26 protein-coding genes are annotated in these 24,156 nt (G+C 71.4%); 13 read left to right on the top strand and 13 right to left on the bottom strand.

Translation table 11 applies throughout. The features are described 5' to 3' along the window. Nucleotides 1-17: 17 nt before the first annotated feature. Nucleotides 18-1,583 carry a hypothetical protein gene (locus KO717_RS30715; protein ID WP_301372665.1) on the bottom strand — a complete coding sequence of 522 codons (1,566 nt, stop codon included), beginning with the start codon at nucleotides 1,581-1,583 and terminating at the stop codon, nucleotides 18-20. 129 nt (nucleotides 1,584-1,712) lie between these two features. Then, nucleotides 1,713-1,907 (bottom strand): hypothetical protein, encoded by a 195-nt coding sequence (locus KO717_RS30710; protein ID WP_301372663.1) that lies wholly within the window; start codon nucleotides 1,905-1,907, stop codon nucleotides 1,713-1,715. Nucleotides 1,908-2,092: 185 nt separating this feature from the next. Here KO717_RS30710 and KO717_RS30705 point away from each other — a divergent pair, with 185 nt between their 5' ends. Then, nucleotides 2,093-3,049: a fibronectin type III domain-containing protein gene (locus KO717_RS30705; protein WP_301372661.1), complete on the top strand. Its 957-nt coding sequence runs from the start codon at nucleotides 2,093-2,095 to the stop codon at nucleotides 3,047-3,049. Between the two features lie 62 nt (nucleotides 3,050-3,111). Then, nucleotides 3,112-5,208 (top strand): ATP-binding protein, encoded by a 2,097-nt coding sequence (locus KO717_RS30700; RefSeq protein ID WP_301372659.1) that lies wholly within the window; start codon nucleotides 3,112-3,114, stop codon nucleotides 5,206-5,208. A gap of 152 nt (nucleotides 5,209-5,360) precedes the next feature. Here the strand turns inward: KO717_RS30700 and KO717_RS30695 are convergent, their stop codons facing one another. Then, nucleotides 5,361-5,546, bottom strand: a complete 186-nt coding sequence (locus tag KO717_RS30695; protein WP_030011808.1) for a DUF5999 family protein — start codon at nucleotides 5,544-5,546, stop codon at nucleotides 5,361-5,363. A gap of 155 nt (nucleotides 5,547-5,701) precedes the next feature. Between KO717_RS30695 and KO717_RS30690 the strand changes: the two genes are divergently transcribed. After that, the gene (locus KO717_RS30690) at nucleotides 5,702-6,139 is read left to right on the top strand and encodes an SRPBCC family protein (protein WP_301372657.1); all 438 of its coding nucleotides are present in this window, start codon (nucleotides 5,702-5,704) and stop codon (nucleotides 6,137-6,139) included. Between the two features lie 50 nt (nucleotides 6,140-6,189). Then, nucleotides 6,190-6,960, top strand: a complete 771-nt coding sequence (locus KO717_RS30685) for an LppU/SCO3897 family protein (RefSeq protein WP_301372655.1) — start codon at nucleotides 6,190-6,192, stop codon at nucleotides 6,958-6,960. A gap of 76 nt (nucleotides 6,961-7,036) precedes the next feature. Here KO717_RS30685 and KO717_RS30680 read toward each other — a convergent pair whose 3' ends face one another. Then, on the bottom strand, nucleotides 7,037-8,266 hold the full coding sequence (locus KO717_RS30680) for an acyl-CoA dehydrogenase family protein (RefSeq protein WP_150256329.1): 1,230 nt from the start codon (nucleotides 8,264-8,266) through the stop codon (nucleotides 7,037-7,039). 216 nt (nucleotides 8,267-8,482) lie between these two features. On the opposite strand from KO717_RS30680, the gene KO717_RS30675 reads away from it, so the two are divergent. Next, entirely contained in the window at nucleotides 8,483-9,127 is a 645-nt protein-coding gene (locus KO717_RS30675; protein ID WP_301372652.1) for a TetR family transcriptional regulator, read from the top strand. 178 nt (nucleotides 9,128-9,305) lie between these two features. Here the strand turns inward: KO717_RS30675 and def are convergent, their stop codons facing one another. Then, nucleotides 9,306-9,899, bottom strand: a complete 594-nt coding sequence (gene def / locus KO717_RS30670; protein ID WP_301372651.1) for a peptide deformylase — start codon at nucleotides 9,897-9,899, stop codon at nucleotides 9,306-9,308. A 123-nt stretch (nucleotides 9,900-10,022) separates the two neighbouring features. Between def and KO717_RS30665 the strand changes: the two genes are divergently transcribed. The 6 genes from KO717_RS30665 to KO717_RS30640 all read left to right on the top strand — a co-directional run bounded on the left by KO717_RS30665 (nucleotide 10,023) and on the right by KO717_RS30640 (nucleotide 15,305). Further along, complete coding sequence (locus KO717_RS30665) at nucleotides 10,023-11,261, top strand: MurT ligase domain-containing protein (RefSeq protein WP_030010289.1); 1,239 nt, start codon at nucleotides 10,023-10,025, stop codon at nucleotides 11,259-11,261. 20 nt (nucleotides 11,262-11,281) lie between these two features. Further along, the gene (locus KO717_RS30660) at nucleotides 11,282-12,010 is read left to right on the top strand and encodes a type 1 glutamine amidotransferase (RefSeq protein ID WP_150256333.1); all 729 of its coding nucleotides are present in this window, start codon (nucleotides 11,282-11,284) and stop codon (nucleotides 12,008-12,010) included. A 215-nt stretch (nucleotides 12,011-12,225) separates the two neighbouring features. After that, complete coding sequence (locus KO717_RS30655; RefSeq protein ID WP_301372649.1) at nucleotides 12,226-13,251, top strand: 6-phosphofructokinase; 1,026 nt, start codon at nucleotides 12,226-12,228, stop codon at nucleotides 13,249-13,251. 105 nt (nucleotides 13,252-13,356) lie between these two features. After that, nucleotides 13,357-14,319 carry a cytochrome c oxidase assembly protein gene (locus KO717_RS30650; protein ID WP_301372648.1) on the top strand — a complete coding sequence of 321 codons (963 nt, stop codon included), beginning with the start codon at nucleotides 13,357-13,359 and terminating at the stop codon, nucleotides 14,317-14,319. Nucleotides 14,320-14,351: 32 nt separating this feature from the next. Further along, nucleotides 14,352-14,510, top strand: a complete 159-nt coding sequence (locus tag KO717_RS30645; RefSeq protein ID WP_030010293.1) for a hypothetical protein — start codon at nucleotides 14,352-14,354, stop codon at nucleotides 14,508-14,510. An 84-nt stretch (nucleotides 14,511-14,594) separates the two neighbouring features. Beyond that, nucleotides 14,595-15,305, top strand: a complete 711-nt coding sequence (locus KO717_RS30640) for a lysophospholipid acyltransferase family protein (RefSeq protein WP_301372646.1) — start codon at nucleotides 14,595-14,597, stop codon at nucleotides 15,303-15,305. A gap of 37 nt (nucleotides 15,306-15,342) precedes the next feature. Here the strand turns inward: KO717_RS30640 and KO717_RS30635 are convergent, their stop codons facing one another. The 7 genes from KO717_RS30635 to KO717_RS30605 all read right to left on the bottom strand — a co-directional run bounded on the left by KO717_RS30635 (nucleotide 15,343) and on the right by KO717_RS30605 (nucleotide 21,755). Then, nucleotides 15,343-17,016, bottom strand: a complete 1,674-nt coding sequence (locus tag KO717_RS30635) for an alpha/beta hydrolase (RefSeq protein ID WP_301372645.1) — start codon at nucleotides 17,014-17,016, stop codon at nucleotides 15,343-15,345. Nucleotides 17,017-17,198: 182 nt separating this feature from the next. Continuing rightward, nucleotides 17,199-18,005, bottom strand: coding sequence for an urease accessory protein UreD (locus tag KO717_RS30630; protein WP_301372644.1), 807 nt, complete (start codon nucleotides 18,003-18,005; stop codon nucleotides 17,199-17,201). After that, nucleotides 18,002-18,697 carry an urease accessory protein UreG gene (gene ureG / locus KO717_RS30625; RefSeq protein WP_301372643.1) on the bottom strand — a complete coding sequence of 232 codons (696 nt, stop codon included), beginning with the start codon at nucleotides 18,695-18,697 and terminating at the stop codon, nucleotides 18,002-18,004. The genes KO717_RS30630 and ureG overlap by 4 nt, the downstream gene beginning before the upstream one ends. 22 nt (nucleotides 18,698-18,719) lie before the next feature. Then, nucleotides 18,720-19,394, bottom strand: coding sequence for an urease accessory protein UreF (locus KO717_RS30620; RefSeq protein ID WP_301372642.1), 675 nt, complete (start codon nucleotides 19,392-19,394; stop codon nucleotides 18,720-18,722). Nucleotides 19,395-19,410: 16 nt separating this feature from the next. Beyond that, nucleotides 19,411-21,132 carry an urease subunit alpha gene (locus KO717_RS30615; RefSeq protein WP_301372641.1) on the bottom strand — a complete coding sequence of 574 codons (1,722 nt, stop codon included), beginning with the start codon at nucleotides 21,130-21,132 and terminating at the stop codon, nucleotides 19,411-19,413. Then, the gene (locus tag KO717_RS30610; RefSeq protein ID WP_301372640.1) at nucleotides 21,125-21,436 is read right to left on the bottom strand and encodes an urease subunit beta; all 312 of its coding nucleotides are present in this window, start codon (nucleotides 21,434-21,436) and stop codon (nucleotides 21,125-21,127) included. The genes KO717_RS30615 and KO717_RS30610 overlap by 8 nt, the downstream gene beginning before the upstream one ends. 16 nt (nucleotides 21,437-21,452) lie before the next feature. Continuing rightward, nucleotides 21,453-21,755 carry an urease subunit gamma gene (locus KO717_RS30605; RefSeq protein ID WP_301372639.1) on the bottom strand — a complete coding sequence of 101 codons (303 nt, stop codon included), beginning with the start codon at nucleotides 21,753-21,755 and terminating at the stop codon, nucleotides 21,453-21,455. Nucleotides 21,756-22,069: 314 nt separating this feature from the next. Between KO717_RS30605 and KO717_RS30600 the strand changes: the two genes are divergently transcribed. Next, nucleotides 22,070-22,462, top strand: coding sequence for a VOC family protein (locus tag KO717_RS30600; RefSeq protein WP_301372638.1), 393 nt, complete (start codon nucleotides 22,070-22,072; stop codon nucleotides 22,460-22,462). A gap of 154 nt (nucleotides 22,463-22,616) precedes the next feature. Here the strand turns inward: KO717_RS30600 and KO717_RS30595 are convergent, their stop codons facing one another. Beyond that, nucleotides 22,617-23,066 (bottom strand): ATP-binding protein, encoded by a 450-nt coding sequence (locus KO717_RS30595; protein WP_301372637.1) that lies wholly within the window; start codon nucleotides 23,064-23,066, stop codon nucleotides 22,617-22,619. Nucleotides 23,067-23,262: 196 nt separating this feature from the next. Here KO717_RS30595 and KO717_RS30590 point away from each other — a divergent pair, with 196 nt between their 5' ends. Further along, nucleotides 23,263-24,147, top strand: a complete 885-nt coding sequence (locus KO717_RS30590) for a helix-turn-helix domain-containing protein (RefSeq protein WP_030011134.1) — start codon at nucleotides 23,263-23,265, stop codon at nucleotides 24,145-24,147. Nucleotides 24,148-24,156 lie beyond the last annotated feature (9 nt).

Raw genomic sequence — 24,156 nt, 5'->3', positions numbered from 1 at the left:
AGACACCCCCTAGGACGTCAGTTGTCGCGGACGGCGACGATGCCGTTGAAGACACCGACGTACGCGGTGCCGTCGGGGCCGAGGGTGATCGGGGCCCAGTTGTTGTCGTAGAGGGGACCGGTGCCGGTCAGCTGCCGCCAGCGGCGCTCACCCGTGCGGAAGTCCACGGCCGTGAGGTACCAGGCGTCGATGCCCCAGGCGTTCGGCTCCTTCTCGTAGAAGTAGAGCAGCCCGTTCGCGGTGGAGAGTTTCGGGACCACGGAGGGAGCGCGGATCGCGCTCTCCCAGACCGTGTCGCAGCCGCTGCCGTCGGCGCGGACGTCGATGCGGGCCACTCCGCCCACGACGGACTTGCCCAGCAGCAGGGTGGTGGGGTTCTCGTAGCCATAGTTGTTCTCGACGACGATGCTGTTGCCCCAGGTGATGAGGGAGTTGTCGGTGGTGGAGGCGCCGGAGCCGAACACTGGCACCTTGCAGACCAGCCTCCGGTCGGCGGGGACGTCCACGCCCCGCTTGTAGACCAGGACGTTCATCCGGTCGTCCGCGTTGTCGGTGATGGCGACGTAGCCCTGGCCGAAGAGGTCCGGGGTGGTGCCCGAACCCTGGTTGACCGAGCCGGGCTTGGACGCCGTGCCCCGGTCGTACGTCTGGCGCCACTGGATCTCGGGGGTGCCGTCGGCGGTGGCACGGAAGCTGTAGAGCGCGTGGTCGGAGACGATGGAGACACCGTCCTCGGCGACCGAGAAGGAGTTCTGGATCTCCTCGCCCCGCAGCTGGACGGAGCTGATCCGGCCGGTCGCCGGGTCCACCGTTCCGACCCGGCCCTGGCGGGTGACCCACCAGATGCGGCCGTTCCAGTCGGGCATCACGGACGTGACGGGGTCACAGGTGCCGCTGGGCCACAGGTTGGTCCAGGTCACGCAGTCGTGCGGGACCTGCCCGGTGAGGTCCCAGTCGTCGTCGACCGTGAACTTCCAGCTTCCGTCGGGGTTCTGGGAGTGGGCCAGGCGCAGGATGTGCTGACGGGAGTCGGCCAGCACGGCCCGGTCCTGGTTGTCCAGGTAGAAGTAGGCACCGCCCGAGGTGTCCTTGAAGATCTTCGCGAAGTCGAGCGAGGTGATCGCCTCGACCGTCGAGGAGCGCTGCGGGAGCTGGTGTTCCGCGAGCGTGGCCAGCGTACGGGGCTCCAGGAGCTTGACCTTGAAGCCGGAGAAGGTGCCGCACACCGTGACGAGCCGGCCGGCCGAGTCGAAGGTCGCGGTCGCGCACTCGCCGCCGAGTGCGGCGATCTTCTCGCTGGTGACCTTCGGGTTCTTGCCGAGCGGCCCCGACCAGGGGGAGGTGGCGCTGCCCGCCGCGTCGGAGTGCATGCCGCTGCGGCCGTTGGGCGCGAGGAAGGGGTGCTGGGGCGGCGCCTCGCCGGGGAGGGGGGCGGCGGCCGCGGGGGCGCCGTCGTAGTGGGTGACGAGGCGGTGGCCGGGGGCCTTGGGTATCTCCTCGGCCTGGGCCGGCGAGCCGCCGTACATCACCGTGAGTGCGGCGACGACGGGCAGCACGGCGCAGTTCAGCGATCTTCGGAGCATCCGGGCTTCCTCCATGTCTCTCAGCGTTGTTGACATTGCGTCTGATGTCGCGCCGCCGCCAGACGCTAGATCGCACCGCTCGAGGAGTCCATGGATGGTCCGGATGATTCACGAAGGCGCAACAGTCGATCAAGGATTGAGGCTGGACACGACGTTCGCGGTGGCCGTCAGGCCGTCGTGGATGGTCGTGGCCATGCTGCTGCTCGCGAGGTAGAAGCCGAGCAGCGCACAGACGACGGCGTGCGAGAACTTGAGACCGCCGCTGCGCAGGAAGATCCAGGCCAGGATGAGGAGCAGGACGACCACCGAGAGGGAAATCACCATCGAAACCTCCTTACTCGCCGCCATGGTGGCGCAGGAGGGGGTGCCTTCGGGCGAAAGACGTGTCCGCCGTACGGGTGTTGACCGTCCGTGACCGCCGGTCGGTCCTTGACGCAGGGGTCTTGCCGGGCTCGCGTCCGCCATGCCATATATGTCTAGACCATTAAGGAAGCCGAGGAAGGCACCCCGTGCGACGCAGCGCCCCCACGCTCGCCCTCTGCCTGGCCGTCGCAGGCATCACCGGCATCACGGCATGCACCGCGCCCGACACCGAACCCCCGCCCGCCCCCGCCGGACTGACCGCCCAGGCCGGCAGCGCCACCAGCGTGCACGTCATGTGGGACGCGGCGGCCGACCGGGACGGTGTGACCGGCTACCAGGTCTTCGAAGCCGGCCGCCTCGTCCGCGAGCTGCCCGCCGAGAAGACCATGGTGGACATCACCGGCCTCGCCCCGCAGACCGGCTACGTCTTCACGGTCCGGGCCGAGGACGCCGCCGGGAACCTCTCCGGCCCCGGCCCGGCCGCCCGGGTGACCACCCCGGCCGCCAAGGCCGAGGACCGCACGGCCCCGACCGCCCCGGCCGCCACGACCGCCCGGGCGACCGGTCCCCGGTCCGCCCAGGTGTCCTGGACGGCGGCGGCCGACGACACGGGCGTCACGGCCTACGACGTCTACCAGGGCGGCGTCCGGATCCACACCGCCGGCCCCGGCGAGAGCGCCACGGCCCTGAACAACCTGCGGCCGGACACCGTCTACACCTTCACCGTCCGGGCCCGCGACGGGGCGGACAACTCCTCCCCCGACGGCCCGGCGGTGGACGTGACGACCCCGCCCGCGTCCGGCGACGGTCCCGGCACGGCCCCCGCCGAATTCGCCGCGGCCGCCTCCCCGGGCACCGTCACACTGACCTGGACCGCCCCGGACACCGGCGGCGAGACCACCGAGTACGAGCTGTACGTCAACGGACGGCCCACGACCGTCATCCAGTTCGGAGCAGGTGCGGTGCCCAGCGGCCGGGCGGAGCACCGGCTCACGGTGGCCGAGCCGACCGGCACGGTCTGGGCCGTGAAACTGCGGGCCAGACTCCCCGACGGCAACTGGGGATCCTTCTCCGCGGAGCGGCGGATCACACTCGTCTCGTGAAAGAAGACACCGATCCGGCCTGAACGGCACGGCCGCACGGGAAGATCGCGCACAATACATCCGTGTTCGGTGAGTACTCGTTCAATGACAATCAGGCAGACTCCACGGACGGCGATCCCGGACCGGATCCCTGCCCGGCACCCGGCAACCTGCCCCCGGAACCTGCGAGCTTCGTCGGCCGGGAGGACGAACTCCGGCTGCTCGACGTCCTGCTGAACGAGCGAAGACTGGTCACCCTCACAGGGGTGGGCGGTGTCGGCAAGTCGCGGCTCGCCCTGCGCGCCGTCGCCGCCGCCCGCCAGGCGCGCCCCGACGGGGTCTGGTGGGTGGAACTGTCGCCCCTGCGCGATCCGAGCCTGCTCACGGCCACCATCGCCCACACCGTCGGCCTCGCCGACCACTCCCCGCGCCCGCCCGACGAGGAGCTGTGCGCGTGGATGGCCGACAAGGAGCTGCTCCTGGTGCTGGACACCTGCGAGCACCTGGTGGCCGACTGCCGCCATCTGGTCGGCGAACTCCTGCAGTCCGCGCCCGGGTTGACGATCCTGGTCACCTCCCGCGAGCCGCTCGGCATGCCGACCGAGGAGGTCGTCGGGGTCCGGCCGCTGCCCTGCGAGGGGCCCGACAGCGACGCCCTCACGCTCTTCCGGGCCCGCGCCCTGGCCGCGACCCCGCGGGCGGCGGCCGTCTTCGCCGACCCGGCACGGACCGCATTGGCCGCCGAGGTGTGCCGGCGCCTGGACGGCATCCCGCTCGCGCTGGAACTCGCGGGCGCCCGGCTGCGGTTGTGGACGCTGGAGCACATGGCCGAGCGGATCGGCGAACGCTTCGAGGTGCTGTCCGACGCACGGGCCGCGCTGCCGCGCCGGCACCAGACCATGCGGACCACGATCGGCTGGAGCCACGAACTGTGCGAGCCGCTGGAACGGCTGCTGTGGGCCCGGCTCTCGGTCTTCACCGGTGACTTCGACATCGCCGCGGCGCGCGCGGTGTGCTCGGGCGGGCCGCTGCCCGCCGCCCGGGTGGAGCGCGTACTGGCGGGCCTCGCCGCCAAGTCCGTGGTCCTGCGCACCGAGGAGCGCGGGACCGGGACCCGCTACCGGATGCTGGACACGATCCGCGAGTACGGACAGGACTGGCTGGTCGAGCTCGGCGAGGTGGAGATCGTCACCGACCGGCACGCCCACTGGTACGCGGCGCTCTCCCAGGCCGCCGACCGGGGGTGGATGGGCCCGGGGCAGGTGGACTGGTACCGCAGGATCACCGCCGAGCACGCGCAGCTGCGTACCGCTCTGGAGCACCTGATCGCCGCCGACCCGACGGCGGCGCTGGAGATGGCCGGGGCCCTGTGGTTCTACTGGTTCGCCTGCGGGCACGTGCACGAGGGCCGCGGCTTCCTGGAACGGGCCCTGCAGACCGCTCCACGCACGGGGGCCGCGTACAACCAGGCCGTGTGGGCCCTCGGACTCACCGCGCTGCTCCAGGGCGACATGGACGCGGCGCGGCAGCTCGGCGACGAGTGCACGCGCGACGCGGCCCGGCTCGCGGACCCCGAGCGGGAGCTGCGCGCGGGCTACCTGCACGCGGTGTCGGTCCTCATGCCCGGCGACCCCGTACGGGCCCTGCGCCTGGCCGGCCCCCGGGCCCGGGCGGGCCACGGCGGGCGGACCAGCGGCACGGGCTGGCTCCTGTGCAAGCTGGCCACCGGTTACGCCCTGTGCGACCTGCGGCGTTTCGAGGAGGCGACCGAGGAGGCGCGGTCCCTGCGGGAGGCCTGCGCCGAGCTCGGCGAGCGCTGGCTGCGGGCGTACGCGGACTACATCCTGGCGGTGGCGGCGCTGGGCCTGGGTGACCACGGGGAGGCCGCCCGGCACGTACGGGCGATGCTCTCGGGGAAACGGCTGCTCGGCGACCGCTTCGGCATCGCGCTCGGCCTGGACCTGCTGGCCGCGGCGGTGGCCGGGCTGGGCGACGGGGAACTCGCGGCGCAGCTGCTCGGCACCGGGCACGCCTGGTGGCGCACGGTGGGCCGGCCACAGATGGGCTCACCCTCGCTGACGGCCCTGCGGGACCAGGGCGAGCGGCAGGCCCGCGCGGCGATCGGGGACGCCGCCTACGAGGCGGCGTTCCTGGGCGGCGCGGCGGCGCCCACCGGCTGAGTCTCCGCCGGTGGGACCGGAGTACGGCCTAAATCCTGGGCTCCCGTCAGTACGGGAGGGGTCTGCCCGACGGTGTGCGCAGGTCCAGGTCTCGGGGGGCGGGCTTCGGGACGGGCTTACGGATCAGCTGCTGGCGCATGCTGCCTCCTCGCTCAGACCAGTGCCGGGCGGCGGGGTTCCACCGTGCGGCTGTCGGGGAGCAGTTCACCGGTGTCGTCGAACACCACGACTCCGTTGCACAGCAGGCTCCAGCCCTGTTCAGGATGGGAGGCCACAATGCGGGCGGCGTCGTGATCGGCGCTGTCGGCAGTAGGGCAGGGTGGCTGGTGGGAGCACATGGCGCACCTCCTCGCGAAGTGGGGCGGGAGCGCCGGTGGTCACCCGGTCGAATCCGCGATCCACGGTGGCGGTGAGTATTACTGATCGCCACCCCCGGACGGAACCCATATCCGCCGTCCAGTTCACGGTGTGTATGCCCGATTACCATGCGCTCATGCCCGCTATCCGGATCATTCACCGCACGTCTTTGCCGCCGGTCGAGGCGTGGCCGATGCTCACGGACTGGGAGCGCCACGGCGAGCAGGTCCCGCTCACCCGGACGATCATCGAGACGGCTCCCCCGACCCACGTCGGAACGATCTTCACGGCTCGGACCGGCGTGAGCAGGATCACATTCGACGATCGCATGGAGGTCGTCGTGTGGCGACCCCCTGCGGACGGTTTGCCGGGATTGGTCCGGCTGGAGAAGCGCGGCCGGTCGGTGACGGGCTGGGCGGAGATCGAGATCCGCCCCCTCACCACGGGCGGCGCGGAGGTCCACTGGCGGGAAGAACTGCGCCTGCGCGGCCTCCCCCGCGCCCTGGATCCCCTCGTCGCGGCGGCGGGCCGCCTCCTCTTCGGCCGGGCCCTCGCACGGCTGTTGCGGCCTTAGGGTTTCGTGATCACCCTGCCGGTGATCACGAAGCGACCGAGGAGATCTCCGTGGCCACTCCGCCACAGCCAACAGGACAGCACCAGGGCGCCGGCCCGTACAACCCCTACGCCGCGCCCGTCCCGCAGCAGGGCGGCCCGGCCGGCCCCGGATACGCGGGACAGCAGCCCTACGGAACGTACGGCGCGTACGGCACGCACCCGGCGCCGGGCCGGTACGGCTGCCGGCTGTGCGGGGCCTGGCCCGCCGCGCACGCGACCGTACGCGGCCACCAGGGCCTGATCGTGCTGATGCGGTTCCTGAGCCTGCGCGGGCCGTTCTGCCGCGACTGCGGGCTCGCGACCTACCGCCGGATGTCCTCGGACACCCTGTGGCAGGGCTGGTGGGGGCCGCTGTCCGTCTTCATCACGCCCGTGACGCTGCTGATGAACCTCGGCCCGCGGGCGGCCTTCCGCAAGCTGGCTCCCCCGGCGGGCGGCCACCGGCCCGCGCTCGACCCGGGTAAGCCGATGTGGCGCCGGGGCCCGGTACTGCTGTTCCTCGCACCGGTGCTGCTCGTCGTGCTGGCCGTCCCGGCCCTCGTCGTGGCCGCCGCGGTGTTCGGCGACCCCAGGCTGTCCGTGGGGCAGTGCGTACGCAACGAGGGCAACTGGGTCGAGCAGGAGCTGGAGGTCGAGTCCTGCACCTCGTCCCGCGCCCGGTTCCGGGTCACCGAGCGCCTGGACGCGCCCGGTGCGCACTGCGCCCCGGGCGACTACATCTCCGACCCGAAGTACAGCCGGAACGATTTCACCACCTTCTGCCTCACCCCGCTGGGCTGAAGCGCGCGTCACGGGGTACGGGGTACGGGGCGTTGTGCCCGCACCCCGTACCCCGCCCGTCCCGTGGGCCCGCCGGCTAGCGGATCGGCATGCCGGAGATCGTGCGGGCGATCACCAGGCGCTGGATCTCGCTGGTGCCCTCGAAGATCGTGTAGATGGCGCTGTCGCGGTGCATGCGCTCCACCGGGTACTCACGGGTGAAGCCGTTGCCGCCGAGGATCTGGACCGCCTGGGCGGTGACCTTCTTGGCGACCTCGCTCGCGAAGAGCTTCGACATCGAGCCCTCCGCCGACTCGAACGGCCGGCCCGCCACCGCCATCCAGGACGCGCGCCACACCAGCAGCCGGGCCGCGTCGATCTGCGTGCGCATGTCGGCGAGCTGGAAGGCCACGCCCTGGTTGTCGATGATCGGGCGGCCGAACTGGGTACGGGTCTTCGCGTAGTCGAGGGCCACCTCGTACGCCGCGCGCGCGGTACCGACGGCCATCGCGCCGACCGCCGGCCGGGAGGCCTCGAAGGTGGCCATGGCCGCGTTCTTCACCCGCTCGCCGCCGCCGCTGCGGGCGCGCTCGTGGGCCCGGGCGAGGCGCTCGTCCAGCTTCTCCTTGCCGCCGAGCAGGCAGGAGCCGGGGATCCGTACGTCTTCCAGCACCACCTCGGCGGTGTGCGAGGCGCGGATGCCGTGCTTCTTGAACTTCTGCCCCTGGGACAGGCCGGGGGTGTTCGGCGGGACGATGAAGGAGGCGTGTCCCTTGGTCCCCAGCGCGGGATCGACGACCGCGACCACGATGTGGACGTTGGCGATGCCGCCGTTCGTCGCCCAGGTCTTGGTGCCGTTGAGCACCCACTCGTCCTTGGCCTGGTCGTAGACCGCCCGGGTGCGCATCGAGCCCACGTCGGAGCCGGCGTCCGGCTCGGAGGAGCAGAAGGCGGCGACCTTCACGTCGTCCGGGGTCCCGTACATCTGCGGGATCCAGGTGCCGATCTGCTCCTCGGTGCCGTTGGCGACGACGCCGATGGCCGCGAGTCCGGTGCCGACGATGGACAGCGCGATGCCCGCGTCGCCCCAGAAGAGCTCCTCCATCGCCATCGGAATGCCGAGGCCGGTCGGGTCGAAGAACTGCTGGGCGTAGAAGTCCAGCGAGTAGATGCCGACCTTGGCGGCCTCCTGGATGACGGGCCAGGGAGTCTCTTCGCGCTCGTCCCATTCCGCGGCGGCGGGACGCATCACATCGGCGGCGAAGCCGTGGATCCAGTCCCGCACCTGCTTCTGGTCGTCGTTCAGCTCCATGGTGAACTCCGCCATGTCCCCTCCACCTGTCTGTACTCGTCCCTGCGGAAGTTACTAGCGGTAACCTACGCGAAGGCCACAGTCTGTTACCGGTGAGTAAGCACTGTCAAGCACCGTCTGCACCGGCCACGAAGCCGGACGGGGTGACCTCCGATTCGATCGACGGGGTGTGCGGGGTGTTACGTTGCGTGGGCGTCACGCACATCGCAAGGGCGGGGAGAGAAACACGTCATGGAGACCACTCAGCAGGCCGGCGAACCGGGAGCGGCCGAACGCCGCCGGCGGGAGCTGCTCGAAGCCGCCGACCGGGTCGTGCTCAGGGACGGCCCCAAAGCCTCCATGAACGCGATCGCGGCGGAGGCCGGCATCACCAAGCCCATCCTCTACCGGCACTTCGGGGACAAGGCGGGCCTCTACCAGGCCCTCGCCGTCCGCCACACCGACGCCCTGCTCGACTCTCTGCGGGCCGCGCTCGACGCCCCCGCCGAGCGGCGCCGCCGGGTGGAGGCGACCCTCGACACCTATCTTGCCGCCATCGAGGCCCGCCCGCAGGTCTACCGCTTCCTCATGCACCCGGCCGAGGACTCCCACAGCGCCGAACGCGGCTTCGACGTCGGCCTGCACTCGGCCCCGCTGCTGCGCAGGCTCGGCGAGGAGCTGGCCGAGGTGATCGGCGAACGCGTGGACCTCGGCCCGGGGGGCGAACGCCTCGCCCGGATCTGGGGCCACGGCATCGTCGGCATGATGCACGCGGCCGGCGACTGGTGGCTGGGCGAACGGCCCTGCGAGCGCGCGGACCTGGTCGCGGGCCTCACCGACCTCCTCTGGGGCCGCCTGGCCACCGCCGGCAACCGCGTAGACGGCCCGGGCTTCTAGGTTCCCCCCTCGCCGAGGGCGCTTCCCGGCTCCGCCGGGCCATTGCATCCTCACCGAGGGCGTTATCAGGGCCTAGGCCGGGCAAATCCAGCCCCTCCGGCGTTTGAGGAGCGGGGTCTGGGGCGGAGCCCCAGGAACCCGGCTCCGCCGGGCACCGGGCTCTGCCCGGACCCGCGCCTCAAACGCCGGCGAGGCTGGATTTGGCCCGGCGCAGCCGAAGAGGGGGCTTGGCGGGCGAGGACCAGGCGGCCTTGCGGATGGCGCGCCGCAGGCGACGGGCTCGGAGGCCGGTCACGCGGTCCGCGTACACGGTCCCGTCCAAGTGGTCGCACTCGTGCTGCAGGCACCGCGCGAAGAACCCCGTCCCGGAGATCCGGACGGCCGTCCCGTCCGACGTGACGCCCTCCACCACCGCGTGGTCGAAGCGGACCGTGCCCGCCTCCAGCCCCGGCAGGGACAGGCAGCCCTCCGGCCCCAGGAACTCGTCCCCGTCGGCCGTCACCAGCCGCGGGTTGACGATGTGCCCGACGTGGCGGACGTCCTCGTCGTCGGGGCAGTCGTAGACGAACACCCGCTGTCCGACGCCGATCTGGTTCGCCGCGAGCCCGACGCCCTCGGCGGCGTACATCGTGGCGAACATGTCCTCGATGAGCCGGTCGAGTTCCGGGCCGAATTCGGTGACGTCCGCGCACGCGGAGTGGAGCACCGGATCACCCAGCAGGCTCATGGTGCGGACGAGGCCGGAGGTACCGGGGATGGGGCGCTGTCGCATGGCCTCAAGCCTACGACGGGCGACTATATGAGGAGATCCGCGGCGGGGCGGGGGCGCCGCGGTCAAGGCTCCGGCCGGTACTGGATAGGCTGGGGCCGACCGACGCAAGGAGGACAAGGGACGATGGCAGGCAACACGGAGCCGCTTTCGCCGCGGGCCAAGCTGGCCGTGACGGCGGGCAAGGCCGCGGCGGCGGTGTCGCGGGCCGCGGGACGCGGAAGCGGATCGGTGATCGGTGGCAAGGTCGCACTCAGGCTCGACCCCGATCTTCTCGGCGCGCTGGCGCAACATCTCGATGTCGTCCTCGTCTCCGCGACGAACGGCAAGACCACGACGACCCGACTGATCGCGGAGGCCCTGCGGGCCAGCGGTCCGGTCGTCTCCAACGCCCTCGGCGCCAACATGCCGGCCGGCATCACCTCGGCGCTGGCAGGCGGCTCGGACGCCAAGTACGGCGTCATCGAGGTCGACGAGAAGTACCTGGCCGGAGTGGCCCGGGACGTCACCCCCAAGGTGATCGCCCTGCTCAACCTCTCCCGCGACCAGCTGGACCGCGCCGCCGAGACCCGCATGCTCGCGGAGAAGTGGCGCGAGGGGCTCCAGGGCTCCAAGGCGGTCATCGTCGCCAACTGCGACGACCCGCTGATCGTGTGGTCCGCCTCCTCCTCCCAGAACGTGGTGTGGGTCGCGGCCGGCCAGGAGTGGAAGGACGACGCCTGGTCGTGCCCCTCCTGCGGCGGTGTCATGCAGCGTCCGGGCGACGACTGGTTCTGCGGCGAGTGCGGATTCCGGCGCCCGACCCCGACCTGGGTGCTCTCCGGCGACCACGTCCTGGACCCGCACGGCTCGGCCTGGCCGATCCACCTCCAGCTGCCCGGCCGCGCCAACAAGGCCAACGCCGCCACCTCGGCGGCCGTGGCCGCCGTCTTCGGCGTTCCGCCGCAGGTCGCACTGGAGCGGATGTACCAGGTTCAGGCCGTCGCCGGCCGCTACGACGTGGTGAGCTTCCAGGGCCGTGAGCTGCGGCTGCTGCTCGCGAAGAACCCGGCGGGCTGGCTCGAAACGTTTTCGCTGATCGATCCCCCGCCGACCCCGGTGATCCTCTCGGTGAACGCGCGCGGTGCCGACGGCACCGACACCTCCTGGCTGTGGGACGTGGACTACCCGCGGCTGGCCGGTCACCCGATCTTCGTGATCGGTGACCGCAAGCTGGACCTCGCGGTCCGCCTGGAGGTCGCGGGCCTGGACTTCCGGGTGTGCGACACCCTCGACGAGGCCGTGCAGCTCGCGCCGCCCGGACAGATCGAGCTGATCGCCAACTACACCGCCTTCCAGGACGTGCGCCGCCGCGTCGGCAACTAGTACCCATAAAGGACAAGAGCATGAGCGACAACAGCCTGCGTCTGGTGTGGGTCTACCCCGACCTGCTGAGCACGTACGGAGACCAGGGCAACGCCCTCGTGGTGGAGCGCCGGGCGCGCCAGCGCGGCCTGGACGTGCAGCGCGTGGACGTGCGCAGCGACCAGCCGATCCCCACCTCGGGCGACATCTACCTGATCGGCGGTGGCGAGGACCGGCCGCAGCGTCTGGCCGCGGAGCGCCTGCTGCGCGACGGCGGCCTGGAGCGGGCCGTCTCGAACGGGGCGATCGTCTTCTCCGTCTGCGCCGGGTACCAGATCCTCGGCAAGGAATTCGTCAACGACCAGGGGCAGCGTCAGGAGGGCCTCGGCCTGCTGGACGTCGTCACCCTGCGCGGTGAGGGCGAGCGGTGCGTCGGCGACGTCCTCGCGGACATCGACCCGCGGCTGGGTCTGCCGCAGCTGACGGGCTTCGAGAACCACCAGGGCGTGACCCACCTCGGCCCGACGGCCAAGGCGTTCGCCCGGGTGACCATGGGCCGTGGCAACGGCACCGGTGACGGCACCGAAGGCGCGTACAACGACACGGTGTTCGGCACGTACATGCACGGTCCCGTGATGGCCCGCAACCCGCAGATCGCGGACCTGCTGCTGAAGCTGGCCCTCGACGTGAACGCGCTGCCGGCCATAGACGACCGGTGGTACGAGGCGCTGCGCGCGGAGCGCATCGCCGCCGCGACGCAGCCCGCGTAGCGCCTCGCGGACCGCTCATCGGGGCGGCCCCCGCATCATGTGTTCGGCCCGGTTTTCCCTAGGGGGAACCGGGCCGACATCGTTTCGTACGACGAGTACGACCAGCATGTGGAGGATGGTTCAGTCCACCTCTCCACCGCTTGTAGGGTGGCCGTAGTTCCAACCGGACGACGTGGTCCGGTCGTCGGCCCACGTTGCAAAGGTCCGTTCCTGCCATGCGCATAGGTGTGCTCACTTCCGGTGGCGACTGCCCCGGTCTCAACGCCGTCATCCGCTCCGTCGTGCACCGTGCCGTGGTCGACCACGGCGACGAGGTGATCGGCTTCCTCGACGGCTGGAAGGGCCTGCTGGAGGCGGACTACCGCAAGCTCGACCTCGACGCCGTCGGCGGCATCCTCGCCCGCGGCGGCACCATCCTCGGCTCCTCCCGGGTCCAGCCCGCGCACCTGCGCGACGGCGTGGAGCGCGCCCGCGGCCATGTCGCCGACCTCGGCCTCGACGCGATCATCCCGATCGGCGGCGAGGGCACGCTGAAGGCCGCGAACCTGCTCTCGCAGGCCGGTCTGCCCATCGTCGGTGTCCCGAAGACCATCGACAACGACATCGCCTCCACGGACGTCACCTTCGGCTTCGACACCGCCGTCGGCGTGGCCACGGAGGCGCTGGACCGGCTGAAGACCACCGCCGAGTCCCACCAGCGCGTGATGGTCGTGGAGGTCATGGGCCGCCACACGGGCTGGATCGCCCTGCACTCGGGCATGGCGGCCGGCGCGCACGCGATCGTGGTGCCGGAGCGCCCCTTCGACATCGACGAGCTGACGGAGATCGTCGGCGAGCGGTTCTCCGCGGGCAAGCGGTTCGCGATCGTCGTGGTGGCCGAGGGCGCCAAGCCCAAGCCCGGCTCGATGGACTTCGAGGAGCGCGGCAAGGACATCTACGGCCACGAGCGGTTCGCCGGCATCGGCAACCGGCTCGCCGTGGAGCTGGAGAACCGCCTGGGCAAGGAGGCCCGGCCGGTGATCCTGGGTCACGTCCAGCGTGGCGGCACGCCCACCGCGTACGACCGGGTCCTGGCGACCCGCTTCGGCTGGCACGCCGTGGAGGCCGCGCACCGCGGCGAGTTCGGCATGCTGACCGCGCTGCGCGGGACGGACATCGTGATGGTGCCGCTCTCCGAGGCGACCTCGACCCTCAAGACGGTGCCGTCCGAGCGCTACGACGAGGCGCAGACCGTTCTGTGACGTCCCCTTCCGTGACGCCCCTTTTGTGACAGGCCGCCCCCGCGCGCACGAGTGCTCGGGGGCGGCACTACTGTGGTGGGGCATCACGGTCAAGGGAGTGAACAGATGGATCACAGCGGGCACGGCATGGACATGCACATGGACATGGACCTGCCTCCGTTCACTCTCGGGCGCGGACTGGAGTTCTCCTTCGACGCCTTCTTCCTGATCGGCTCGCTGGTCGGGCTCGCCCTGTACGGGTGGGGCGTGCTGCGGCTGCGCCGGCGCGGGGACTCCTGGCCGCTGGGCCGGACCATCGCCTTCACCGTGGGCGTGCTGACCGTGATCCTCGTGATGTGCACGAAGCTGAACGACTACGGCATGGTCATGTTCAGCGTGCACATGGTCCAGCACATGGTGATCAGCATGGTCACCCCGATCCTGGTGCTGCTGGGCGCCCCGGTGACGCTGGCGCTGCGTGCGCTGCCGCCCGCCGCCCGCGGTCGCAAGGGGCCGCGCGAGCTGCTGCTGAAGCTGCTGCACAGCCGGTACATGAAGGTGGTCACCCACCCGGCCTTCACGATCCCGATGTTCATCGCGAGCCTGTACGCCCTGTACTTCACCCCGCTCTTCGACTTCCTGATGGAGAGCCGGACCGGGCACATCGCGATGATGGTCCACTTCCTCGCGGTCGGCCTCATCTTCTTCTGGCCGATCATGGGCATCGACCCGGGTCCGCACCGGCCGGGCTATGTCATGCGGATGCTGGAACTGTTCGCGGGCATGCCCTTCCACGCCTTCTTCGGCATCGCCCTGATGATGGCGAGCCAGCCGATGATCAAGACGTACGCGAACCCGCCGGCATCCCTCGGCATCGACCCCCTGCTCGACCAGCAGTGGGGCGGCGGCATCGCCTGGGCGTTCAGCGAGATCCCCTCGGTGCTGGTCCTGATCGCCCTCGTCTACCAGTGGTACCACTCCGAGCAGCGGGCCGCGCGGCGCTCCGACCGGGCCGAGGACCGCAGTGGTGACAAGGAGCTGGCGGCGTACAACGCGTATCTCGCCTCGCTCCAAGCGCGTGGCCAGTAGCGCGACACCGCCTTCGCGCGCGACCATGGGGCATGACCGGATCCGTTAAGGCGATGGCTGTCATGACCTTCGCCGCTCTGGTGGCCGTCGCCACGTATTCCGTGGCCCTGGGCAGCAACGGCTGGCTGTGGTTCGGCTGGGTGGTGCTGGGGCTGCTGACCGCCGGGATGGCCGCCACACGCAATGTCTGAGTAAGGTCCCCTCCGCCCCCTGCATCCCGTGGCTCACCGTCCGTAAAATGGCTGTGACAACGGGATATCGACAGGAGCGGCCTGGTGTTCTACCACTTGCTCAAGCACGTGTTGCTCGGCCCCCTGCTGCGGCTGCTGTTCAGACCCCGGATCGAGGGTCTGGAGAACATCCCGGCCGAGGGTGCGGCGATCGTCGCGGGCAATCACCTGTCCTTCTCCGACCACTTCCTGATGCCCGCCATCCTCAAGCGGCGGATCACCTTCCTGGCGAAGGCCGAGTACTTCACCGGTCCCGGGGTCAAGGGCCGGCTCACCGCCGCCTTCTTCCGCAGCGCCGGCCAGATCCCCGTGGACCGGTCGGGCAAGGACGCCGGGCAGGCCGCCCTGCGCGAGGGGCTGGCGGTGCTGGCCAAGGACGAGCTGCTGGGCATCTACCCGGAGGGGACGCGCTCGCACGACGGCCGGCTCTACAAGGGCAAGGTGGGGGTGGCGGCGATGGCCCTGGGCGCCGGGGTGCCCGTGGTGCCCTGCGCGATGGTCGGCACCTTCGAGATCCAGCCGCCCGGGAAGAAGATCCCGAAGATCCGGCGGGTGACGATCCGTTTCGGTGAGCCGCTGGAGTTCTCCCGGTACGCCGGGATGGAGGGCGAGCGGGCGGTCCTGCGGGCGGTCACCGACGAGATCATGTACGCGATCCTCGGACTGTCCGGCCAGGAGTACGTCGACCGGTACGCGGCCGAGGTCAAGGCCGAGGAGGAGGAACAGCGGAAGAAGGCCCGGCGCACCGCGCGCTGAGCCTTCTCCCGCTCGTCCTGGCCGGTCCCGCCCGTCCTTAACGGACGGCGGGGAGCTCCTCCGGCGCCGGGAGGACCGAGGACTCGGCCGGGGCGTCGGAGGACAGGGACTTCGCCGCGGCCGGGGCCGGGGCCACGGGGGTGGCGTGCGGGGTGCACGTCACGTCCTTGGCGTCGACCTTGCCGGTGAGCAGGTAGCTGTCCACCCGGGTGTTGATGCAGGGGTTCACCAGGCTGGTGACGCCGTGCGAGCCCGCGCCCTTCTCGGTGATCAGCCGCGAGCCGGCGAGGCGGCGGTGCAGCTCGACCGCGCCCTTGTACGGGGTGGCGGCGTCGCGCTCGGACTGGACGATCAGTACGGGCGGCAGCCCGTGCTTGGCGCCGACCGCGATCGGGGTGCTCTGCTTGGCCTTCCAGGTCGCGCAGGGGAGGTTCATCCACGCGTTGGACCAGGTCAGGAACGGGTACTTCTGGTGCAGCTTGGTGTTGTCCCGGTCCCACTTGGACCAGCTGGTGGGCCACTTCGCGTCGGCGCACTCGACGGCGGTGTAGACGGCGTTGCCGTTCTCCGACGCCGCGTTGCCCTTGGTGTCCGTCATGTCCGGGGCGATGGCGTCGACGAGTGCCTGCTGGTCACCGGCCTCGTACGCGGCCCAGGTCTGGGCGACGGGAACCCAGGAGGAGTCGTAGTACGGGGCGCCCTGGAAGAAGCCGATGAGCTCGGCCGGGCCGACGATCCCGCCGAGCGGGTTGGCCTTGGCCTTGGCGCGCAGCTTCTGGTAGCGGGCCTCGACCTTGGCGCGGGTGTCGCCGAGGTGGAAGACGGCGTCGTTCTTGGCGACCCAGTCCTGCCAGTCGTTCCAGCGCATCTGGAAGGCGACGTCCTGGCCGAGGTTGGCCTCGTACCAGATGTTGTCCTGCGACGGGTCCACCACGCTGTCGACGATCATGCGGCGCACGTGGGTCGGGAAGAGGGTCGCGTAGACCCCGCCCAGGTAGGTGCCGTAGGAGACGCCGAGGTAGTTCAGCTTCTTCTCGCCGAGGCCGGCCCGGATCACGTCGAGGTCGCGCGCGGTGTTCGGCGTGGTCATGTGCGGCAGCATCTCGCCGCTGCGCTCCTTGCAGCCGTCCGCGTACTCGGCGGCGAGCTTGCGCTGGGCGCGCTTGTCGGCCTCGGAGTCCGGGACCGGGTCCGCCTTCGGGGCCTTGACGAACTCCTGCGGGTCTATGCAGGAGATCGGCGCCGAGTGGCCGACGCCGCGGGGGTCGAAGCCCACGAAGTCGTAGGCCTTGGAGGTGTTGACCCACAGCGGGCTCTTGGTGGTGACGCGGCGCGGGAAGCGCATGCCGGAGCCACCGGGGCCGCCGGGGTTGTAGACGAGCGCGCCCTGGCGCTCCTCCTTGGTCCCCGTGCTGCCGATCCGGTCGACGGCGATGTCGATGGTCTTGCCGTACGGCTTCGCGTAGTCGAGCGGGACCTTCACCCAGCCGCACTGGATGGGCTTCTCGAAGCCCCAGTCCGCCGGGCAGTCCTTCCAGTCGATCCCGGTGCGGGCGGCGCGGGCGGCGGCGATCTGAACGCCCAGTGCCTCCGGCAGCCTGCCGTCGCTGCCGGCCGAGGCCGCCGCGGCCGGCGGGGCCAGCAGCAGGCTCGCCGCGAGTGTGCCGGTGATCAGTGTGGCGGCGCTCCCCAGCGCCGCGTTGCGTATCACGTGGTTGTTCCCCCTGCGTCAGGTGCCGCCGTGGGCGGCCGGGTTGGTCGGGTTCGGTCGTCGGCGTGCAGGGGGATCCTGTCGTCTGACCGGGACCCGGCGACAGGGCCGGATCGACTTCTTTGCCAACCCGATAACCGGAAAGGCGTGTACCGCTGAGCGGTGCCTGTTGCGTCCCGCTTTCACCACCCGTACGTACGGCAGGCCTCGTCGAGCAGCTCGCGCACCAGCAGGGCGTCCGCGGCCAGGACCGTCACCAGGACGGCCGGGCCGGCCAGCGGCGTCACCGCGGCGAACTCCCCCAGGACCGCCGCGGCGGGCGGATCCTCGGCGAATGCGGGTTCCACGACGAGGAGTTGGCCGAGCGCCCGGTACCCGGCCAGGCCCGCCGGGCCGTCCCAGCCGCCGGGAGCGCCGGGGCCGCAGGCGAGCTCCTGGTCCAGCAGCGGACGGCCCCCGCGGTCGACGGTGAGGCGGCTGCTCAGCAGGCCCGGAACCTCCCCGGTGCGTCCCAGCACCTGCTCCTCGCGCAGCACCAGCCGTGCCGTGGGGGCCAGTCGGACCCGGGTACGCACCCTCAGGTCGCTGCCGCGCACCGAGACCAGCGGCTCGGGCAGCCACCGTACCGACGCCCCGTCCCCCAGGGTGAGGTGTACGTCGTAGCGCGCGGGCTCGCCGGACCGGCCGGGCAGGGCCAGGGTGGCCGCCGCCGAGGCGAGGGCGAGCTGGGCCCCGGGGCCGGCGGTGGCCTCGACGGTGAGGTGGTCCCCGCCGAGCGGGGCGCTCATCGCGCCGACCAGCATGACCCCGGCCTCGGCGGCCGACGGCGAGCGGGTGCGGCGCAGCGCGAGCGGTCCCTCCCCGGCGAGCAGCGGCAGGGCGGTGCCGCCCCGCCCGTCGGCGACGGCGTGGATGCGGGCGGTGGCCCGCAGGCCCGCCGGGGGCGTCCGGGGTGGCGGCGCCGTATCGGTGGTGGTCGCGGCGCTCACCGCGAGGACCAGGCGGCGATCCGCTCGCGGACCCAGGCGGCCACCGGGCCGACCCCCTCGGGGCCGCGCAGCGACTGGAAGGCGACGGGGAGTTCGCCGCGCTGCGCGGCGGCGTCACGGGCCATCCGGTCGAGGTCGGAGCCGACGTGGGGGGCGAGGTCGGTCTTGTTGACGACGAGCAGGTCGGCGGTGGTGACGCCGGGGCCGCCCTTGCGGGGGATGTCGTCCCCGCCGGCCACGTCGATGACGAAGATCTGGGCGTCGACGAGTCCGCGGGAGAAGGTGGCGGTGAGGTTGTCCCCGCCGGACTCGACGAGGATCAGGTCCAGTCGGCCGTTCTCCCGGAAGGCGTCCTCCAGCTCCTCCACGGCCTCCAGGTTCGCGGAGATGTCGTCGCGGATGGCGGTGTGCGGGCAGGCCCCGGTCTCGACGGCGGTGATCCGCTCGGGCGGCAGGACGGCCTCGCGGAGCAGGAACTCGGCGTCCTCGCGGGTGTAGATGTCGTTGGTGACGACGGCCATGGACAGTTCGGTGCGCAGCGCGCGGCACAGGGCGGCGACGGTGGCGGTCTTGCCGGAGCCGACAGGTCCGCCGAGTCCGATGCGCAGGGCCCGCCGGGTGCCGTCGGGCCGCAGGGGATCGGCGCTGTGGGTGTGCCGGTGGGGGTAGGTCACGGCATGGTCGAGGTGCATGGGGGGGTCTCCTTCAGGGGATTCAGGAAGCGAAGAGGCGTACCGGCCAGTCGGCATGGACCTCCGCCGAAATGTCCAGCAGCGGCGAGGAGGCCGCGGGCAGCGCGTCCGGGCCCTTCGAGCGGGCCCGCAGCGCGGCCCGTTCCGCCCGGGCCGCGACGGCGTCGAGCTCGGGTGCGAGCCGGGCCAGCACCCCGCTGGCCTCGAAGGGGTCCAGCCCCAGCAGCCGTACGGTCGCGGTGGCGGGTCCGCCGACGCTCTCGTACGCCGCCACGTGCGCGGCGTCCCCGGGCCCGAGCCCGGCCGCCCGGGCGGTGACGCCGAGCACCACGGGCTGGTGGGCCCCGCGCGGGAACGCCGCGGCCAGGGCTTCCAGTTCGGCGGCGGGCCAGGTGGCCCGGGCGGCGCGCAGGAGCTGCCGCCCGAGCCGCCGGGCCGCGGTGCGCAGCGCCGGCGAGGGGGTACGGGCGTCGGCGGCGGCGTCGAGCACGGCCGGGTCGAGCCCGAGGGCGGCGGCCGCGGCGAGCGCGGCGGCGGTGAGGCCGGCGGTGTGCAGCCGGCCCCGGCAGAAGTCCTCCAGGGTGGCGGCGTCATGGATCCGGCCCGCCTTGCAGGCGGCCTCGGCCCCGCCGGAGTGGGCGTGGCCCCCGGCGGGGAAGCGGCCGTCGGCGAGGACGAGCAGCGCGGCGCGGCTCATCGGCAAGGACCTCGTCTCAGAACAGGAAGTAGCGCTGGGCCATGGGAAGTTCCGCCGCGGGAGCCGGTTCCACGGCCTCCCCGTCGATCGTGACCGTGAAGGTGTCGGCGTCGACCTCGACCCTCGGCATGGCGTCGTTGTTGCGCATGTCGGCCTTGCTCAGCTTGCGGGTGCCCTCGATGGCCACGAACTGCTTTGCCAGTCCCAGCCGTTCGGGCAGTGCGTCGTCGAGCGCGGCCTGCGCGGTGAAGTTCAGGGAGTTGAGGCCGGGGGCGCGGCCGTGGCTGCCGAACATGGGCCGGGGCAGGACGGGCTGCGGGGTGGGGATGGAGGCGTTGGCGTCGCCCATCTGCGCGTAGGCGATCTGGCCGCCCTTGATGACGAGTTCGGGCTTGACCCCGAAGAAGGCCGGGTTCCACAGCACCAGGTCCGCGAGTTTGCCGGTCTCGACCGAGCCGATCTCGCGGGCGAGCCCCTGGGCCACCGCGGGGTTGATCGTGTACTTGGCGACGTAGCGGCGGGCCCGGTGGTTGTCGGCGGGGCCGTCGCCGGGGAGGAAGCCGCGGCGCTTCTTCATCACGTGGGCGGTCTGCCAGGTGCGCAGCACGACCTCGCCGACCCGGCCCATGGCCTGGGAGTCGGAGGAGATGATGGAGATGGCTCCGAGATCGTGGAGGACGTCCTCGGCCGCTATGGTCGAGGGCCGGATCCGCGATTCGGCGAAGGCGAGGTCCTCGGGGACGGCCGGGTTGAGGTGGTGGCAGACCATCAGCATGTCGAGGTGTTCCTCGACGGTGTTGACGGTGTGCGGCCGGGTGGGGTTCGTGGAGCTGGGCAGGATGTTCGGCTCGGAGACCACGGTGATGATGTCGGGCGCGTGCCCGCCGCCCGCACCCTCGGTGTGGTACGAGTGGATGGTCCGCCCTGCGATGGCGGCGAGGGTGTCGGCGACGAATCCGGCCTCGTTGAGCGTGTCGGTGTGGATGGCGACCTGGGCGCCGGTCTCCTCGCACACCGAGAGGCAGGCGTCGATGACGGCGGGGGTGGCCCCCCAGTCCTCGTGGATCTTGAATCCGAGCGCGCCGCCGCGCAGTTGGGAGTGCATCCCCTCGCGGGACATGGTGTTGCCCTTGCCGAGCAGGCCGATGTTGACCGGGTAGGCCTCCAGGGCCGCGAACATCCGGGCCAGGTGCCAGGGCCCGGGGGTGACGGTGGTGGCCTTGCTCCCTTCGGCCGGTCCGGTGCCGCCCCCGACAAGGGTGGTGATCCCGGAGGCGAGCGCCTCCTCGATGACCGTCGGGGAGATGAAGTGCACGTGGGCGTCGATGGCGCCGGCGGTGACGATCTTGCCGTTGCCTGCGATGATCTCGGTCTCGGGGCCGATGACCAGGGCGGGGTCGACCCCGTCCATGGTGTCGGGGTTGCCGGCCTTGCCGATGCCGCAGATCCGGCCGTCGCGGATGCCGAGGTCGGCCTTGACGATGCCCCAGTGGTCGAGGACGACGACCCCGGTGATCACGGTGTCGGGAGCCCCTTCGGCCCGGGTGGTGCGGGCCTGGCCCATGGATTCGCGGATGACCTTGCCACCGCCGAAGACGGCCTCGTCGCCGGCCCGACCGGGACCGCCGCTGAGGTCCCTCTCGATCTCCACGAAGAGGTCGGTGTCGGCGAGCCGGATCCGGTCACCGGCGGTCGGCCCGAAGAGGTCGGCGTACACCTGGCGGGAGAGCTCAGGCATCGAGCGGCCCTCCGGTCTCGCCGCGCAGCCCGGGTACGGTGCGCAGACCCGCGAGCGGTACGAGTTCCACCGCGACCGGGATGCCCGGCTCGAAGCGGACGGCCGTGCCGGCGGCGACGTTGAGCCGGAGCCCGCGGGCGGCCGGGCGGTCGAATTCGAGGCCCGGGTTGGCCTCGGCGAAGTGGTAGTGGGATCCGACCTGGACCGGCCGGTCGGCCGCGTTGAGCACGGTGAGACGGGTGACGGGACGGCCCTCGTTGAGGGGTACCGGGCCGTCCCCGTAGGCGATTTCGCCGGGGATCATGCGGGGGTACTCCGTTTCAGACGATCGGGTCGTGGACCGTGACGAGTTTGGTGCCGTCCGGGAAGGTCGCTTCGACCTGGACGTCGTGGATCATCTCGGGGATCCCCTCCATGACCTCCGCGCGGGTCAGGACCGTGCGGCCCGAAGCCATCAGCTCGGCCACGGTCCGGCCGTCGCGGGCCCCTTCCAGAAGGTGCGACGTGATCAGCGCGATCGCCTCCGGATGGTTGAGGCGGACCCCGCGCGCCCTTCGCTTCTCGGCCACGTCGGCGGCCACGTGGATGAGCAGTCTCTCCTGCTCGTGCGGTGTCAGTTGCACTCGTATCACCAAGCTTCCGGGACAAGATCAACAAGGGGCGGGGCGACCCTACTGCCCGTCAACACTTTGTTGACCTGCGCATATCCGAACCAAGCGTCTCTTGCCCAACACAGGGAAAGGCTTTCCACCCCGACCACCACCGCTTTACCGGATCATGGATGATCATTGGCGGTCGAACGTGGCCGCCACGCTAAGCGCTGCGCTTTTCCGTTGAGTTAACCCACGTTTCGGGCAGGTACCCGGTTCAACTCCGGTGCCCCGCGGACCCGATTCCGTATACGGCCCCGCACACGGATCCCCCATCGAGGAGACAGATGTTCGTCAACCCCGTCCGGCACATCACCTTCGACGCCCTCGACCCCTACCGGGTCGCCGAGTTCTGGTCCGCGGTGACCGGGTTCACGATGCATCCCGACGACGTGGAGGGGGACGACGAGATCATGCTGGAGCCCGGCCTGTCCGGCGTACCGGGCCTGCTGTTCATCCGGGTCCCGGACGGCAAGTCCGTCAAGAACCGGGTCCACTTGGACATCCAGCCGCCCACCGGCACCCGGGACGAGACCGTCGAGCGCCTGATCGGGCTCGGCGCGAAGCTCGTGGACGACCGCCGCGACCCGGACGGCGTCGCGGGCTGGGTCGTGCTCGCCGACCCCGAGGGCAACGAGCTGTGCATCGAGCGCAGTGCGGCCGAACGCGGCCTCGCCTGAGCGGGTCCCGGTCCAGGCCCGGATTCGGGTCCGGGTCCCTTTCCAGACCCCGTTCCACGTCCCGTTCCAGGTCCCGTTCCAGGTCCCGTTCCAGGTCCCGTTCCAGGTCCCGTTCCAGGTCGTCCGCGTGCGGGCTCGGGCGGGTCCCGGCAGGTCAGTAGCCGGTGGCGCTCCGCGCCGGGGCCCCGACACTCCAGGGCAGCGCGATCCACACCGTCTTGCCGCCGTCCTCGGTCGGGGCGACCGAGAGCCGGCCGCCCGCCTCCGCCGTCAGCCAGCGGATGATGACCATGCCCCGGCCGTTGTCCTGCTGGACGGCGGCCGGGAGCCGCTTGGGCCAGCGCGGGTGGCTGTCGGTCACCCCGACGCGCAGCCACTCCTGGCGCTCCAGCCGGACGTCGACGGTGAAGGTGGGCGACTGGCCGAAGGTGTGCTGTACGGCGTTGGTGGCGAGCTCCGAGACGATCAGCCGGACGCTGTCGGCGGTGTCGGCGTCATCGGGGAGTCCCCATTCGCTCAGCACCTCCGCGACGTAGCGTCGGGCAGTGGCGACCGAGGCGGGATCGCTCGGCAGAGTGACGGATGCTTCCTGGTGATCTGCCATGGCGACGGTCCCTTTCCCACCGGGGCGAAAAGCCCCGGATCTGTGCTGGACGCCAGAGTGCCACCCATCGTGCCGTCACATCTGCCTTTCCCCCAAGATATGCATATATCTGTCGCTCGATGCGGTGAACTCTGCTACGGAAGAGCGTATTTGGACGGCAGACTGGTGCGAGCTGTGCCGGTGGAAGGAGGCGGGTGTGCAGCACGGTCCCGCGGTGCGCCGACGCAAGCTCGGCGAGGAACTGCGTGCCCTGCGCGACCGGTCCGGACTCACCAGTGGTGAGGCGGCCCGGATCATGGGATGGCACCAGTCGAAAATCAGCCGCATCGAGACAGGCCGCAGCGGTGTGAAGCCGGAGGACATCCGGCTCCTCCTCGACGCCTACGGGGAGATCGTGAGCCCCGAGCAGCGCGCGCTGCTGGAGGCGCTTTCGGCCTCGGCCGCCGGCCCCGGTCCGGCGGGCGACACCGGGCGCGGCCGCCAGTGGTGGCACGACTACCGGGGGCTGCTGCCGCAGGAGTACCGGGACTTCATCAGCCTGGAGGCCGGGGCCAGGTCGGCCCGCACCGTGGAGCTGTCCGTGGTGCCGGGGCTGCTGCAGACCCCCGGGTACGCGCGGGCCGTGACCCGGGCCGCGCTGGGCGGGCTGCCGGAGCCGAAGGTGGACGCGCTGGTCGACGTACGGCTGGCCCGGCAGTCGGTACTGCGGGCCGATCCCCCGCTGGAGCTGAGCGCCGTACTGGACGAGGCGGTGCTGCGCCGGCAGATCGGCGGGCCCGGGGTGATGGCCGAGCAGTTGCGGCACCTGGCGGAGGTGTCGAAGCTGCCTCAAGTGCGCCTGCAGGTACTTCCGTTCAGCGTCGGAGGGCATCTCGGCCTGACCGGACCGTTCGTTATTTTTTCATTTCCGGACATCGCTGATCTGGATGTGGTGGTACTCGACCATTTGACGAGTAGCCTCTATCTGGAGCGGAAGGAAGACCTTGAGGCGTACGGCGCCGCGTTCCGCACCATCCAGGCGCACGCCCTCCCGCCCCAGGACTCGTCGGATCTCATCAGCTCACTCGCTGACGACGCGTAAGGAGGCACC

This window comes from Streptomyces xanthophaeus (genome assembly GCF_030440515.1).
In the GTDB taxonomy this organism is placed as follows: domain Bacteria; phylum Actinomycetota; class Actinomycetes; order Streptomycetales; family Streptomycetaceae; genus Streptomyces; species Streptomyces kutzneri.
This window is presented reverse-complemented; position numbering and strand designations above follow the sequence as displayed.